Genomic DNA, 14,182 nt, shown 5'->3' on the forward strand with positions numbered 1-14,182 from the left:
CTCAGGCCTGCCTCTCCTGGCGCAGCATCGCGCGGACGTAGGGCGCGGTGAGCACCACCGTCAGCGCGAGCATGAAGACCGCGACGGCCGCCGAGGTGCCGAAGTCACCGCCGCCGATGCCGAGCCGGTAGATGTAGGTGCCGAGGAGGTTGGTGCCGCGGGCCGACCCGCCGGCCTCCTGGAGGATGTAGACCTGGGTGAAGACGCGCAGGTCCCAGATGACCTGGAGCAGCGCGACGACCAGCAGGACCGGGCGGACCGTCGGCAGGATGATCGAGGTCAGCCGCTGCCACGCGGTCGCCCCGTCGATCTCGGCGGCCTCCTCGAGCTCCTCCGGCAGCTGGGTGAGCGCGGCGTAGACGGTGAACGCCACGAACGGCACGCTCATCCAGACCACCACGACCGTGGCGACGAAGAAGAAGGACAGCGGTCGCAGCAGCCAGCCGTGGCCCTCGTAGTCGGCGCCCAGCGCGGTGAGCAGGTAGTTGACGACGCCGTACTGGGTGTCGAAGAGCCACTGCCACACGGTCAGCGAGGCGACGACCGGCATCGCCCACGCGAGCAGCAGCCCGGTCTGGGCGAGCAGCCGCACACCGCGCGACATCGACCGCATCACCAGCGCGAGCCCGACGCCGAGCAGCATCGTGAGCGTCGCGTTGACCAGGCAGAACGCGATGGTGCGGCCGGTGACGCGCCACAGGTACGCGTCGGTGAGCAGGGCGCGGTAGTTGTCCAGCCCGACCCACTCCGGGGCCCGGCCGAACTGCTGGGCCAGCCCGAACTCCTGGAACGACAGCACCAGCTGGCGCACCAGCGGGTAACCCAGTGCGAGCGCGAGGGCGAGCACCGCCGGGGCCAGCAGGACGTACGGCAGCGGGTCGCGGTGGCGCGGTGCGGTCGGGCGCACGGTGGCCTCCTCTCGCGGCCGGGCCGGGCGGACGCCCGGTCGGTGCTCGGTCTCGGTGCTCATCCGGTCCTCATCATCGCGTGGGCAGGCCTCGGCGGGGGCAGCGGTCGCGCCGCCCCCGCCGGGGCCGATCGGTGGGTCAGCCGTTCAGCTGGCCGCTCATCTGCTCGTCGGCCTTCGTCGCCAGGTCGGTGACGTCGCCGCCCTGGGCGATCGCGCTGAAGAGGTCCTCCAGCACCCGCGAGCCCTCGACGTTGGCCCAGCCGGGCGCGGCCGGCGTGAGCTTGGCGTTGGACGCGGCCTCGATCGTCGCGGCGGCGTAGTCGTCGTCGCCGAGCAGGGAGGCGAGCGACTCCTTGGCCGGCGTGAGGCCGGCCTCGGCCAGGATCGTCTGGTAGTCGTCGCTGAGCATCAGCGCGACGGCGTCCTGCGCGAGGTCCTGGTTGGGCGACTTCGCGGCGATCGCGATGTCGGAGCCGCCGAGCAGCACCGGCGCCGGGGAGCCGTCCGCGCCGGGCAGCGCGAAGACGCCCATCTGCTTGGCGAACGTGTCCGGGCAGCCGGTGTCCTCCGCCTCGATCAGGCCCTTGACCCAGCCCGGTGTCGACATCATGCCGACCTCGCCGGCGCAGAACGGCGTCCACGGGTCGGCCTCGTTGCCGTCCTTGGGCGCGCCGGAGGCCTTCTCGAAGAGCTCCTGGGCCATCTCGAGGCCGGCGACCGACTCGGGCGAGCTCAGCGCGGGCGTCCACTCCCCGCCGTCCTCGGTCGCGAGGTCGCCGCCGGCGGCCCAGACGAACGCGGCGCCGTTGCGCCAGTCCTGCCCGGGGAACCAGAAGCCGGAGAAGTTGGCCGGCTTCGGGTTGGCCTCCTTGAGCGCGACGGCCGTCTGGACGAACTCGTCGAGCGTCGTGGGGACCTCGAGCCCGGCCTCCTCGAGCAGGTCCTTGCGGTAGAAGATGTACTTCGAGCCCGCGTAGTAGGGCACCGCGTAGGTCGCGCCGTCGACGGTGGCGCCGTCCACGAAGCCGGGCAGCAGGTCGTCGCCGCCGAGGTCGCCGAGGTCGTCGGTGAGGTCGGCGAACGCGCCGGCCGAGGTGAAGGTCGGCGCCTGCGTGTTGCCGATCTCGACGACGTCGGGGGTCTCGGACTCGCTGGACAGCGAGGTGGTCAGCTTCTCGACCAGCCCGTCCCACTCCTGCTGCTCGATGGTCAGCGTCGAGCCGGGGTGGTCGTCCTCGAAGGTCTTCTTCAGCCAGTCCCGCGCCTCCTGCGGGGTGTCCGTGCCGTTGAGCCAGACCCGGATGTCGGCCGACTCCGGGCCGCCGTCACCGCCCGACGGGTCGTCGTCGCTGCCGCACGCGGCCAGCGACGTGACGGCGAGCGCGGTGACCGCCAGTCCGGTCAGCGTCTTCTTGATGCGCACCACGGGTGTCCTCTCGGTGGGTGGGGTGGAGGGTCGGGCGCTCACGAGACGCCCAGCTCGCCGGCCAGGACCAGGACCGCCGCACCGACGACGACGACGTCCTCGCCCAGCTTGGAGGTGCGGACGGTCAGGCCGGCCGAGCTGATCGGCATGGTCCGTTCGCGGATGGTCCGGTCCGCTGCGTCGAGCAGCGGTCCGTCGAGCAGCTCGGTGGGGCCGGACAGCACGACCTCGTGGAGGTTGAGCACGGCCACGATGGGGGCGAGGACCTCGCCCAGGCGGGTGCCGACCGCGGCCAGCACGGCGGCACCGTCGACGCCCGGCGCGGACGTACGCCGCCGCAGCCGCGGCGCGGACAGCACCGTCTCCAGGCAGCCGGTGCGCGAGCAGGCGCACGGGTCGCCGGACGGGTCGACCACGACGTGGCCGATCTCGCCGGCGGCGCCGAGGTGGCCGTGCAGCAACGAGCCGCCCACGACGAGCCCGGCGCCGACGCCGGTGCCGACCCGGATGACCATCAGGCCGCCGTCGCCGGAGTCGCCGAACGTGTGCTCGCCGAGGACGGCGGTGTTGGCGTCGTTGGCGACGTAGACGGGCAGGTCGAGCTCGGCGTCGAGGCGCGCCGCCAACGGCAGGTCGGTCCACGCCAGGTTGGGCGCGTCGACCACGGTGCCGGCGCTGTCGACGATGCCCGGGCTGCCGACGCCGATGCCCAGCACCGGCCGGTCGGTCATGGCCCGCAGCGCGGTGGCCAGCTCGACCACGAGGCGTACGGCCTCCTCCCCCACCGCCCCGTCGACGTGGACGGTGTGGTGCGAGAGCACGGTGCCGGCGAGGTTGACGACGGCGCCGGTCATCCGGTCGGTCTCGGAGAGGTCGAGCGCGATGACGTGGCTGGAGTCCGCCGCCAGGCCGACGAGCGTGGGGGGCTTGCCGACCCGGCTCTCGGCGGGGGCTCCGAGCTCGGTGACCAGCCCGTCGGCGACCATCTCGCCGACGAGGTCCGAGACCGTCACGCGGGTCAGCCCGCTCGCCCGGGCGAGGTCGGCGCGGCTGGCCGGCCCCTCCCGGAACAGCTGCTGGAGCAGCAGCGAGCGGTGGTGGCGGCGGGCGTCCTCCTGCAGGAGCTTGCCCTGGGGCCGGAGCGGGCGGCCGACCGGTGTGTGCGGGGTCACATTAGTTAGTTCAGCGCACTTACTTATGCCGGTCAAGGTTTGGCAGGCTACTGGCGCGAGCGGTCCAGACCACCCCCGGTCACTGGCTGGAGCGGTGTCCCACCCACGTTCCTGGCGCCGAAAGGGTGGGTGGGACACCGCTCCCGGGCGCGGCGCCGTACGCCACGCCCCTGGGCGGTGCCGGAGCCACATTCCTGGCGCCGAGAGTGTGGGTTGGACACCGCTCGGGCGGGCAGGCGGGACCCGGCGTACGTCAGCCGAGCAGCGCGGCGGTGTTGTCCCAGCACACCGCGCGCAGCCACTCCTCCCCCAGGTCGAGCCGGGCGAGCGCGTCGAGCTGGACGGCGTAGGGGTAGGGGATGTTCGGGAAGTCGCTGCCGAGGTGGACCCTGCCCGCCAGGCCGAGGTCGCGCACCCGCGGCAGCAGGTCGGGCGGGTACGCGCCGCCCATCTCCTCGAAGAACGGCGTGAACGCCATCGTGGTGTCGAGCGCGACCCGCTCGTGGTCCTCGGCGAGCGCGAGGAACTCGGCGTACTCCGGCGCGCCGGCGTGGGCGACGACCAGCCGCAGCCGGGGGTGGCGGCGCAGCAGGTCGGCCACGGGCGCCGGCCCCGTGTGCTCGGTCGGCACCGGGCCGCTGCCCGCGTGGAGCACGACGGGTGCGCCGGTGTCGGCGAGGATCCCCCACGCCTCGTCGAGCAGCGGGTCGGTGACGGTGAAGGCGCCGACCTGGACGTGCACCTTCCAGACCTCGACGCGGCCCGGGCCGGGATCCGAGCGCGCGGCGACGTACGCCTCGACGCCGGGCTCGGGGAAGAAGGTGCCGCAGACCGCGGCCTCGGGCACCCGGGCGGCGAAGCCGGCGGCCCAGTCGTTGAGGAACTCGGCCATGTCGGGCTTGTGGGCGTAGGGCAGCGCGGTGAAGCGGCGCACACCGAAGGACCGCAGCACCTCGACCAGGGCGTCGTCCTCGTCGCGGTAGTGCAGCGGCCAGGGCCGCCCGATCAGCGGGCCGGCGGAGTCGAACTGCGCGCGCACCTTGGCCATCACCCGCGGCGGCAGGAAGTGGGTGTGCAGGTCCTGCAGGCCGGGGAGCCCGAGGTCCTCGGCGAACGCGCGCGGGTCGGTCACGCCGTCAGTCCCGGTGCCCCTTGAGCCGGCGCTGGACCGCCTCGACCTTCTCGCGGTTGGCCTGCCGCTCGGCGAGGGTGTGCCGCTTGTCGTAGGCCTTCTTGCCCTTGGCGAGCGCGATCTCGACCTTGGCGCGCCCGTCCTTGAAGTAGAGCGAGAGCGGGACGATCGTGTAGCCCTTGTCGGTGATCTTGCGCTCGATCTTGTCGATCTCCGAGCGGTTGAGCAGCAGCTTGCGGCGGCGGCGCGCGGCGTGGTTGGTCCACGTGCCCTGGCTGTACTCCGGGATGTGCACGCCGAGCAGCCAGGCCTCCCCGCCGTCGATCTCGGCGAACCCGTCGACCAGCGAGGCACGGCCCTGGCGCAGCGACTTGACCTCGGTCCCCATCAGGACGAGCCCGGCCTCCCAGGTGTCCTCGATGTGGTAGTCGTGGCGCGCCTTCTTGTTCTGCGCGACCATCTTCTGGCCCTGCTCCTTCGCCATGGACCCATTCTCTCAGGAGGTGTCCAATCGATAGAGGAGAGGTTTCGTGACGCGAGCACGTCGTCCTTCGCTTCGCTCAGGTCGACGCATCGCTCCTCAACCTGATCGGCCAGTCACGACCTCGCTGCGCTCGGTCGTGGCCGATCAGAACCAGTTCATCGGGTCGACGGCCTTGCCGTTGGCCATGACCGTGAAGTGCAGGTGGCAGCCGGTCGACCAGCCGGTGCTGCCCTCGTAGCCGATGACCTGGCCCTCCTGGACCTGGTCGCCGACTCCCACGTTGTAGCTGCTGGCGTGGTTGTAGATGGTGGCCAGACCGACCCCCGCCATCGCGCCGTTGTCGATGATCAGCCGGTGGCCGTAGACGTCGCTCCAGTACGACGACACGACCCGCCCCGGCGCGGCGGCGCGCAGCGGGGTGCCGCAGCCGCCACCGAAGTCGACGCCGTCGTGGAGGCCCCAGTAGTGGTAGATCGGGTGCTCGCGGTAGCCGAACGGCGAGGTGACGTAGCCGTCGACCGGCTTGAGCAGCAGCCCGGTCGAGGTGCCCGACGACTGCGAGCGGGCCTGGGCACGCTGGCGGGCCAGCGCGCGGGCCGCGCGGCGCTTGAGCATCTCCTCGATCTTCTTCTGCTCGGCGAGGTGCTCGCGGAGCTTGGCCGCGTCCCGGGCCCGGGCCTTGCGGGCGCCCTCCTGGGCGTCGCGACGCTCGAGGACGAGGGAGACGACCGAGTCCTTGGCGGCCTGCTCCTCCGCCTCCAGGGCCTGCATCAGGCTGAGGTGCTCGGCGGCCGCCTGGCGCTTCGCGGCGACGTCGTCGCGCGCCGCGGAGACCTGCTGCTCCTGGACCTGCAGCAGCACCTCGGCCGCCTTCAGCTCGTCGTAGGCCCGCGCCTCCTGGCCGACGATCACGTCGCGCACGCCGTTGCGGCGGGTGAGCTCCTCGGTCGACTCCGCGTCGAGCAGGGAGGAGAACGCGATCAGCTCGGGGTCGCCCTCGGAGTACATGTCGGCGACCGTGGAGGCGACCTGCTCACGCTGGGCCTCCGCGTCGGCCCGGCCCTGGGTCAGGGCCGCCTCGGCGGCCGCGAGCGCGGCCTCGGCGGCGGCGAGCTCGGCCTGCATCTGCGCGTCGCGCTCCTGCGCCACCTCGACCTTGCCGCGCGCGGTGGCGAGCTCGGTCTTGGCGGTCGCGAGCTGGTCCCGGGCCGCGTCGAGGCGGGCGGTGGCCTCCTGCAGGTCGGCGCTCGACTCGTCGAGGTCGCGCTGGGCGCCCCTGACCTCGCGCTCGACCTGCTTCTGCTTGTCCTTGAGGTCGTCGGCGGCCTGCGCGACCGCGAAGGAGGACACACCCAGCGCCATCGCGAGGGCCATCGAGGTAGCCAGGCGGCGGTGGGCGGTACGGGGCAGCGTCAAGCGGGGAAGGGGACGCACCGGGGGAAGCCTTTGCGTTGGGGAAGCGGGGAAGGGTGACCTCCCCCGCCGTCGGCGACGGGAGGTCGAGGAGACGCTAACCCGCGCCGATCAGACTTTGAGGTATTTGCGCGTCAGCACGAGTGTCGGCAGCAGCGTGAGCAGCGGGCCGAGGATCGCGACCGACGCGGCGGAGAGCCAGAACTCGGGCATCCCGATCCACGGGACGAACTTGAGCCGGTTCTGCGACAGCTCGTCGATGCCGAAGTACATGAAGCCCGCCAGCGCCCCGACCGCGAGCGCCACGCCGATGAGCGCGGTCACCAGCGCCTCGAGGAGGAACGGCAGCGCGATGTAGAGCGTGGACGCTCCCACCAGCCGCATGATGCCGATCTCCTTGCGGCGCGCGAAGGCCGCCAGCCGGATGGTGTTGGCGACCAGCAGCAGCGCGGCGAAGACGAGGAACGCCGCCGTGCCGAGCGCGACCCACTGCAGCATGTTGATCGAGTCGAGGATCGGCGCCACCTGCTCGCGCATGTCACGCACCTTCGACACGCCGTCGAGGCCCTGCACCGCGCTGGTGATGCCCTCGTACTGCTCGGGGTCGTCGAGCGTGATCCAGATCGTCTGCGGCATGTCCTCCGCGGTGATCGCGGGGTTGTCGCCGGAGAACAGCTCGTCGCCGTAGAGCTCACGGGCCTTGTCGAGCGCCTGCTCGCTGGACTCGAAGTGGTAGTCGGCCACCTCGGGGTTGTCGTCGACGACCGCGGCGATCTCGGTCTTCTGCGCGTCGGTGACCGCGTTCGGGCAGACCGCGCTGCTGTCGTTGACGCGGCAGAGGTAGACGGTGATCTGGAGCTGGTTGCCCCAGTGGTCGGCGGCCTTGGCGGCCTGCTGGTTGAACAGCACGCCGAGGCCGACGAGGGTCAGCGACACGAACAGGGTGAGCACCACGGCCAGGTGCATCGACAGGTTGCGGCGCAGGCCCTGGCCGAGCTCGGAGTAGACGTAGCGAAGCTGCATGGAGGGAAGGCTCTCGATCTGCTGTGGCTGCTGTGGCTGCTGGGCGGGAGGTCAGTTCTGGTGGCCGTAGACGCCCTGCGCCTGGTCGCGCACGACGTGGCCGTTCTCGAGCTCGATGACCCGCTTGCGCATCTGGTCGACGATGGAGGAGTCGTGGGTGGCCATCACGACCGTGGTGCCCGTGCGGTTGATCCGGTCGAGCAGCTTCATGATGCCGACCGAGGTGGTCGGGTCGAGGTTTCCGGTCGGCTCGTCGGCGATGAGGATCATCGGCCGGTTGACGAACGCGCGGGCCACCGCGACGCGCTGCTGCTCGCCGCCGGAGAGCTCGTCGGGCATCCGGTCGCCCTTGCCGCCGAGGCCGACCAGCTCCAGGGTCTCGGGGACGACGTCCTTGATCTCCTTGCGCGACTTGCCGATCACCTGCAGGGCGAACGCGACGTTCTCGCTGACCGTCTTGTTGGGCAGGAGCCGGAAGTCCTGGAAGACGGTGCCGATGTCGCGACGCAGCCGCGGCACCTTCCAGCTCGCGAGCCGGTTGATCTCCTTGCCGGCGACGTAGACCCGGCCCGCGGTCGGGCGGTACTCCCGCAGCACCAGGCGGAGGAAGGTCGACTTGCCCGAGCCCGAGGACCCCACCAGGAAGACGAACTCCCCCTTCTCGACGTCGACGGAGATGTTGTCGAGCGCCGGGTGGGGGTGGCCGGGATAGGTCTTGGAGACCTTCTCGAAGCGAATCACGGCGTCGAGGCTACGTCAGGGGTGGACGCGATCCGCGAATCCCGGCCGCGGTGCAACCCCTGGAGTGCGTGGGGCGTGCCGGCGCGGTGGCGGCGCGAGGCCCGGGAGGTTTCGGACGTACGCCCCGGTGGGAGGATCCACCCCATGAGCTCGCCCAGCACCGGAGGACCCGCCACCACGCTGCAGGTGGACCCCGCGGCCCTGGAGTCGGCCGCAGGAGTCCTCGAGACGGCCGGGAGCGACCTCGCCGACGCGGCGCCCGGGCTGCGCACCAAGCCCGACGCGGGCGTGTCGACCGACGAGGTCGGCACCGCCCTCGCCTCGCTGGCCGAGGTGGTCGCCGCGGTCGCCGAGGAGGTCGCCTCGATGGCCGAGTCGGTCCGCACCACCGCCGCCGACGTGCGCGCCACCGACCAGGCGTCCGCGGCCTCCTCCCAGCAGCGTGCGGGGGGTCTCGCCCGATGAGCGACCTCCTCGACCTCGTCGTCCACGGCGACCCCGCGGCCTGTCGTACGGCCGCCACCGACATCGGCACCGCCCGGACGACCGTCACGACCGGCGTCGAGGACGTACGCCGGGCGGTGCGCACCGCCGGCACGTGGCAGGGGCAGGCGGGTGACGCCTTCGAGGTCCGCGTGGACGCCGCCGTCAAGGACCTGCGCGAGCTCGACAAGCGCCTGGAGTCCCTCGGCTCGGCGCTCACCGACTTCGCCGGCGAGCTCGACGTGGTCCGCTCGCGCATGGCCCACGCCCGCAGCGTCGGCGTCGCCGGCGGCGTGCGCACCAGCGGCGAGTCGCTCGTCCGGCCCGAGGCGCCGACGGACGCGACGCCCGCGCAGGTCACCGCGCACAACGACGTCGTGAAGGCCTGGAACGAGGCGGTCGAGGTCGCCGACGCCGCCCGCACCAAGGAGCAGGAGGCCCACAAGCGCCTCGGCGACGGCGTCAAGAAGTCCACCGGGGACGGCTTCGTGGTCGACCTGCTCCAGCGCCTCGGCTTCCTGCCCCCCGACTTCGCCGACGGCGACGACATCGGCTCGTGGCTCTTCGGCCTCGGCGGCCTGGGCTTCGGCGCCGGGGTGGGTTGGATGGTCAACGGCCGCTACGGCATCTTCCAGCCGCGGATCAACGGCCGCTTCGCCAGCGCCAGCGGCATGAGCTTCTGGCAGCGCGCCTGGGCGGCCGGCAACAGCGACAACTTCCACGCCCGGCCCTACAGCGCCGCGGCCCGCAACGGCTGGGCGACCGCCGGCAAGTGGGCCGGCCGCGCCGGCACCGTCGTCACGGCCGTCAGCGCCGGGTGGAACCAGTGGCAGGCCGACGCCGACGACCCGTCGATGGGCGACGTCGAGCGCGGCACCCGGGCCGGCACCATGGGCGCCACCACCGCCGCGGGCGCCTGGGCGGGCGCCCAGGGCGGCGCGTGGGCCGGCGGCGCGATCGGCACCGCCATCTGCCCGGGCGTCGGCACCGTCGTCGGCGGCGTCGTCGGCGGCATCGTCGGCGGTGCGATCGGCGGCTTCGTCGGCTCCGAGGTCGGCCAGGCGATCCTCGACCCGGTCGGCGACGCCGCGGACGCTGCGGCAGACTGGGCCGGTGACCGGCTCTCCGACGCCGGGGACGCCCTGTCCGACGTCGGTGACGCGCTCTCGTTCTGGGACTGAGGCGATGATCTACCTGCTCATGCTGCTCGGCGGCCTCGCGCTCGCCGGGTTCAACACCTGGCAGCGGCTCGGGCGTACGCCCGCCGCGCGGCGCTGGGCCCGCGGCACGCACCGCGACTTCGCCCAGCGCAACGTCCTCGTGCTCTGGCCGGCGCTCGCCGTCACCCTGGTCGGGGGCGCCCTGCTGGGCGCGGCCGAGCGGCTCGACGCACCCGCGTGGCCCGGGGTGGTGCTGGTCGTCGCGGGGCTGCTGACCTGGCTGGCCTACGCCGCGCTGCCGCTGCCCGTCCCGTCACTGGTCCAGCCGCGGTGGTACCGCGAGCAGGTCGGGTCGGCCCGTGCCTGACCTCCCCCGCTTCTCGCCGCCGGCGGTGCCACAGGGGTGGGACAAGGTGGCCCGTCCGGGCCCCGGCACCCTCTGGACCGCCGTCGAGCCGCTCGACCTCGACCGGCCCGACCGGTTCCGAGCCAACCTCGTCCTGACCTGCGACGACCTTGGCGGCCTCACCTTCCGCGACTGGCAGGTGGCCTCCGACGAGGTGCTGCCGCGGATGCTGCGCGACTACCTCGTCGTCGACCTCGAGCGGCTCGAGGTCGACGGGCGTCCGGGCGGTCGCCGGCTGGCCCACCACGTCGACGCCTCGGCCCGCGCGCTCACCCTCGAGCAGTGGTTCGTCGCCGACGCCGGCCGCGGGTGGACGCTGACCGCGACCGTCGAGACCTGGGACTACGACGCGCTGGCCGACGAGCTCGCCGAGGTGGCCGCCGCGTGGCGTCCGCTGACCGGTGACCCGGCGCCCGTGCCGGTCGGGGGCGGCGCATGATCACCGCGCAGGACGGCGTGGTCCGCCTCGACGACGCCGGTGTCACGGCCCTCCTCGGCGCCGGCGACCTCGACCCCGCCACCGCCCGCGAGCTCGACGGTGCCGGCGTCGGCGAGGCCGTGGCGACGCTGCGTGACCCGCTCGTCACCCTCGAGGTGCTGCTGGCCGGCGACGGCCTCCAGCGGCACCGCGCCGCGGTCGACGCCGAGCGCGCCGTGGTCGTCCTCGCGGTCCGGCCCGGCCTCCACCAGCTGATGGTGCTGCCGCCGTCGCACCTCGCCGCGGCCCTCGTGCGGATGACGCGCACGGGCCTCGCCGCGTGACCGGCGGCGGGCGGCGTCCGGCCCCGGACGACCTGGCCGCGCGGCTCCTCGCCGACGACGACGAGGTCCGCCGGGCGGCGCTCGGCGAGGTCGGTGCGGCCGTCGCCTGGCGGGTGCGTGTCGGCTGGGCCGGCGAGCGGCGCGACCTCGTCGCGGTCGACGGCGCCGACGGCACCCACGTCCTGGACGACGAGTCGGGCGCGCTCCTGCCGACCACCGCGACCACGCTCTACCGGGTGTTCAGCACCGTCCTGCCGCCCGGCGCGCTCGAGCCCGACGAGTAGTCAGGCGCCGCGGCGCCACTCCAGCGTCGCCGGGTCGGCGCCGAGCAGCGCGAGCGCGTCCCGGGCCAGGCCCGCGACGCGGGCCGCCTCGGCGTGCGGCAGGACGCACCAGTACGCGGGGTAGGACGGCTGGGTGCCGGTCGGGTCGTCGTCGCCCGGGGCGAGCCAGCCGAGGTCGCGCAGCCGCTGGTGGGTGGCGGCGTCGACGTCCCAGTCGCCGCCGAAGGACGTCGCGCCGACGCACTCGGCGTAGGCCAGGTCGCCGTCGCGCCGGGCCTGGACCCAGCGGACCGGGTCGGGCGCCGGACGACGACGCAGCAGCCCGCGGGCGGGTGCACGGGGCGGCTCGGGCTCCGTCACGACGACGAACTCGCCGTCGCCGAGCGAGGCGAGCTCACCCTCGAGCCGGTCCCGGACCGCGTCCCAGGCCGACATCCCGGGTCAGGCCTCGACCTTCTCCGCCCCGCGGCGCCAGCGGATGCCGGCCTCCATGAAGTCGTCGAGGTCGCCGTCGAAGACCGCGCTGGGGTTGCCGGACTCGAAGCCGGTGCGCAGGTCCTTGACGATCTGGTACGGGTTGAGGACGTAGTTGCGCATCTGGTCGCCCCAGCTCGCGGCGACGTCGCCCTTGAGCTCCTTCTTGAGCGCCGCCTCCTCGGCCTTCTGCTTCGCGAGCAGCTTGGCCTTGAGGACCACCATCGCGGACGCCTTGTTCTGCAGCTGCGACTTCTCGTTCTGGCAGGACACGACGATGCCGGTCGGGATGTGCGTGAGGCGGACCGCGGAGTCGGTGGTGTTGACCGACTGGCCGCCGGGACCGCCGGAGCGGAAGACGTCGACGCGCAGGTCGTTCTCGTCGACCTCGATCTCGTCGGTCTGCTCGAGCACCGGCACGACCTCGACCGCGGCGAACGACGTCTGGCGGCGGCCCTGGTTGTCGAACGGGCTGATCCGCACCAGGCGGTGGGTGCCTGCCTCGACCGAGAGGGTGCCGTAGGCGTAGGGCGCGTGGATCGCGAACTCGGCGGACTTGATGCCCGCCTCCTCGGCGTAGGACACGTCGTAGACCTCGACGCCGTACTTGTGCTGCTCGGCCCAGCGCGTGTACATCCGCATCAGCATCTCGGCGAAGTCGGCGGCGTCGACACCACCGGCGCCCGAGCGGATCGTCACGATCGCCTCACGCTCGTCGTACTCCCCCGACAGCAGGGTGCGGATCTCGAGCGACTCGACCGACTTCTTGATCCGGGTGAGCTCGGCCTCGGAGTCGGCGAGCGTGTCGGCGTCGCCCTCCTCTTGGGCCATCTCGACCATCAGCCCGAGGTCCTCGATGCGGGTCTCGAGCCCGGTGAAGCGGTCCATCTCGCCCTGCAGCGCGGAGAGGCGCCCGGTGATCCGGGTGGCGCTCTCGACGTCGTCCCAGAGGTCGGGTGCGGCGACCTGCTCGCCCAGGTCGGCGATCTCGCCGCGCATCTTGTCCAGGTCGAGGACCTGACCGATGGTCTTCATGGTCGCCTGGAGCTGCTTGATCTCTTGGTCGAAGTCGATGCCTGCCACAGGAGCCAACACTACGGCCAACACCCCGGCGGGGCCTGATCACGGGTGGCGGTCGCGGGCGGTCAGGGCGTGCAGAGCCGCTGCACGTCGACCCGGAAGGCGGAACAGCGGTCCGCGCGGCGCCCGGCCGGACGTCCCGAGCACGCGGTCCGTCCGGCGCATCATGAAGGCAGTTCGACGCGCGTGGGGCCCAGCCGAGCGTGGACACCCGGCACGTGAGCGCGAACTGCCTTCATGGTGCCCGACCGCCCAGCCCCGGGACGAGCAACGGCGGGCACCCCCGGGCCTGTGATTCCCGGTGGTGCCCGCCGTTGCGGACCGTGTGTCGTGCCGTGACCCGAGGGTCAGCGGGTGCAGAGGACCTCGGGGGTGGCGACCGCGGCCGTGGCGGCCGTGGGGGCCGTGGCGGGAGCGGTGGCCGTGGCGTCGATCTTCAGGCGGAACGCGTCGGTGATGTCGACGGTCTCGTCGGCGAAGATGGTGCCGACCGCGAGCGCCTTGTTGGCGACGACGGTGCCGTCGGCGCTCACCGTGACCGCACCGGTGGCGCCGGTGGCGGACTCGTCGGTGAGCGCGTAGGTCGCGCGCAGCTGGATGCACTTGCGGCCCAGCGTGTACTCGATGGTCGACGCGGTGTTCGCGGTCGAGGTGAAGAGGCTGGCGCCGTAGAACTGGGCACCGATGTTCACGCCACCGGGGGTGATGTTCGTGTTCGGGCCGGCCGTGCGGTAGGCGAGGTTCTCCCAGCGGTAGACCTCGACCTGGACCGGCTTGCTGAAGCCCTTCTTGATGCCGTTCGAGCCGGGCTTGAGCACGCGGTACTCGCGCGAGCCGGGGGTCGTCGGCTTGTCGGTGAGCTTGTAGGTGCCGTTCTTCTTGATCTTCGCGGAGCCGGTGACGGTCCACTTCTTCTTGTTGCCCACGCGCTGCTGGAGGATGACCTTCTGGCCCTTGGCCTTCGGCGTCACGCGGCCCTTGACCTTGACCGTGTCCTCCTTGGCGATGGCGACGTCCGTGTTGACCTTCGCGGTCACGGAGTACGTCTTCGCCGCCTTCGCGTGCACGCTCGGCGCCGCGGTGCTGGACGCCGCGAGGGCGAGGGGGCTGAGGGCGAGGGCCGCGGTCGCGGCCCAGGTGATCGTGCGGTTCATGAGGAAGTCCCCGTCGTCGTGTGGTCGGCCTCGTCGAGGCCCGTACGGACAGGGAGACTATGCGCGAAGGTAAAAAGT

17 protein-coding genes are annotated in these 14,182 nt (G+C 72.7%); 6 read left to right on the top strand and 11 right to left on the bottom strand.

Going from position 1 to position 14,182, the window contains the following annotated elements; all coding sequences use genetic code 11:
• Position 1: 1 nt before the first annotated feature.
• From LN652_RS07540 to ftsE, 8 genes are all read right to left on the bottom strand, one after another.
• Positions 2-970, bottom strand: a complete 969-nt coding sequence (locus LN652_RS07540; RefSeq protein WP_230444051.1) for a carbohydrate ABC transporter permease — start codon at positions 968-970, stop codon at positions 2-4.
• A 76-nt stretch (positions 971-1,046) separates the two neighbouring features.
• Positions 1,047-2,336, bottom strand: coding sequence for an extracellular solute-binding protein (locus LN652_RS07545; protein ID WP_230444052.1), 1,290 nt, complete (start codon positions 2,334-2,336; stop codon positions 1,047-1,049).
• Positions 2,337-2,374: 38 nt separating this feature from the next.
• The gene (locus LN652_RS07550) at positions 2,375-3,508 is read right to left on the bottom strand and encodes an ROK family transcriptional regulator (protein WP_230444053.1); all 1,134 of its coding nucleotides are present in this window, start codon (positions 3,506-3,508) and stop codon (positions 2,375-2,377) included.
• A gap of 253 nt (positions 3,509-3,761) precedes the next feature.
• Positions 3,762-4,640, bottom strand: coding sequence for an amidohydrolase family protein (locus tag LN652_RS07555; protein ID WP_230444054.1), 879 nt, complete (start codon positions 4,638-4,640; stop codon positions 3,762-3,764).
• Positions 4,641-4,644: 4 nt separating this feature from the next.
• A complete protein-coding gene (smpB, locus tag LN652_RS07560; RefSeq protein ID WP_230444055.1) occupies positions 4,645-5,124 on the bottom strand; it encodes an SsrA-binding protein SmpB in 480 nt (159 codons plus the stop codon).
• A gap of 144 nt (positions 5,125-5,268) precedes the next feature.
• Positions 5,269-6,540, bottom strand: a complete 1,272-nt coding sequence (locus LN652_RS07565; protein WP_230444056.1) for a M23 family metallopeptidase — start codon at positions 6,538-6,540, stop codon at positions 5,269-5,271.
• A gap of 108 nt (positions 6,541-6,648) precedes the next feature.
• Positions 6,649-7,560, bottom strand: coding sequence for a permease-like cell division protein FtsX (ftsX, locus tag LN652_RS07570; RefSeq protein WP_230444057.1), 912 nt, complete (start codon positions 7,558-7,560; stop codon positions 6,649-6,651).
• 51 nt (positions 7,561-7,611) lie between these two features.
• On the bottom strand, positions 7,612-8,301 hold the full coding sequence (gene ftsE / locus LN652_RS07575; protein WP_230444058.1) for a cell division ATP-binding protein FtsE: 690 nt from the start codon (positions 8,299-8,301) through the stop codon (positions 7,612-7,614).
• A 144-nt stretch (positions 8,302-8,445) separates the two neighbouring features.
• Between ftsE and LN652_RS07580 the strand changes: the two genes are divergently transcribed.
• The 6 genes from LN652_RS07580 to LN652_RS07605 are packed head-to-tail and all read left to right on the top strand — an operon-like array spanning position 8,446 to position 11,396.
• Positions 8,446-8,766 (top strand): hypothetical protein, encoded by a 321-nt coding sequence (locus tag LN652_RS07580; protein WP_230444059.1) that lies wholly within the window; start codon positions 8,446-8,448, stop codon positions 8,764-8,766.
• Positions 8,763-9,965 (top strand): WXG100 family type VII secretion target, encoded by a 1,203-nt coding sequence (locus tag LN652_RS07585; protein ID WP_230444060.1) that lies wholly within the window; start codon positions 8,763-8,765, stop codon positions 9,963-9,965. Before LN652_RS07580 ends, LN652_RS07585 begins: the two co-directional genes overlap by 4 nt.
• Positions 9,966-9,969: 4 nt before the next feature.
• The gene (locus LN652_RS07590; protein ID WP_230444061.1) at positions 9,970-10,311 is read left to right on the top strand and encodes a hypothetical protein; all 342 of its coding nucleotides are present in this window, start codon (positions 9,970-9,972) and stop codon (positions 10,309-10,311) included.
• Positions 10,304-10,789 carry a hypothetical protein gene (locus tag LN652_RS07595; RefSeq protein ID WP_230444062.1) on the top strand — a complete coding sequence of 162 codons (486 nt, stop codon included), beginning with the start codon at positions 10,304-10,306 and terminating at the stop codon, positions 10,787-10,789. The genes LN652_RS07590 and LN652_RS07595 overlap by 8 nt, the downstream gene beginning before the upstream one ends.
• Complete coding sequence (locus LN652_RS07600) at positions 10,786-11,112, top strand: hypothetical protein (protein ID WP_230444063.1); 327 nt, start codon at positions 10,786-10,788, stop codon at positions 11,110-11,112. The genes LN652_RS07595 and LN652_RS07600 overlap by 4 nt, the downstream gene beginning before the upstream one ends.
• A complete protein-coding gene (locus LN652_RS07605; RefSeq protein ID WP_230444064.1) occupies positions 11,109-11,396 on the top strand; it encodes a hypothetical protein in 288 nt (95 codons plus the stop codon). The genes LN652_RS07600 and LN652_RS07605 overlap by 4 nt, the downstream gene beginning before the upstream one ends.
• On the opposite strand, the gene LN652_RS07610 is transcribed toward LN652_RS07605, so the two are convergent.
• The 3 genes from LN652_RS07610 to LN652_RS07620 all read right to left on the bottom strand — a co-directional run bounded on the left by LN652_RS07610 (position 11,397) and on the right by LN652_RS07620 (position 14,104).
• Positions 11,397-11,831 (bottom strand): TY-Chap domain-containing protein, encoded by a 435-nt coding sequence (locus tag LN652_RS07610; protein ID WP_230444065.1) that lies wholly within the window; start codon positions 11,829-11,831, stop codon positions 11,397-11,399.
• A 6-nt stretch (positions 11,832-11,837) separates the two neighbouring features.
• Positions 11,838-12,953: a peptide chain release factor 2 gene (gene prfB, locus LN652_RS07615; protein ID WP_230444066.1), complete on the bottom strand. Its 1,116-nt coding sequence runs from the start codon at positions 12,951-12,953 to the stop codon at positions 11,838-11,840.
• 344 nt (positions 12,954-13,297) lie between these two features.
• Positions 13,298-14,104 (bottom strand): NPCBM/NEW2 domain-containing protein, encoded by an 807-nt coding sequence (locus tag LN652_RS07620; protein ID WP_230444067.1) that lies wholly within the window; start codon positions 14,102-14,104, stop codon positions 13,298-13,300.
• Between the last annotated feature and the right edge of the window lie 78 nt (positions 14,105-14,182).

This window comes from Nocardioides okcheonensis, assembly GCF_020991065.1.
GTDB lineage: Bacteria > Actinomycetota > Actinomycetes > Propionibacteriales > Nocardioidaceae > Nocardioides > Nocardioides okcheonensis.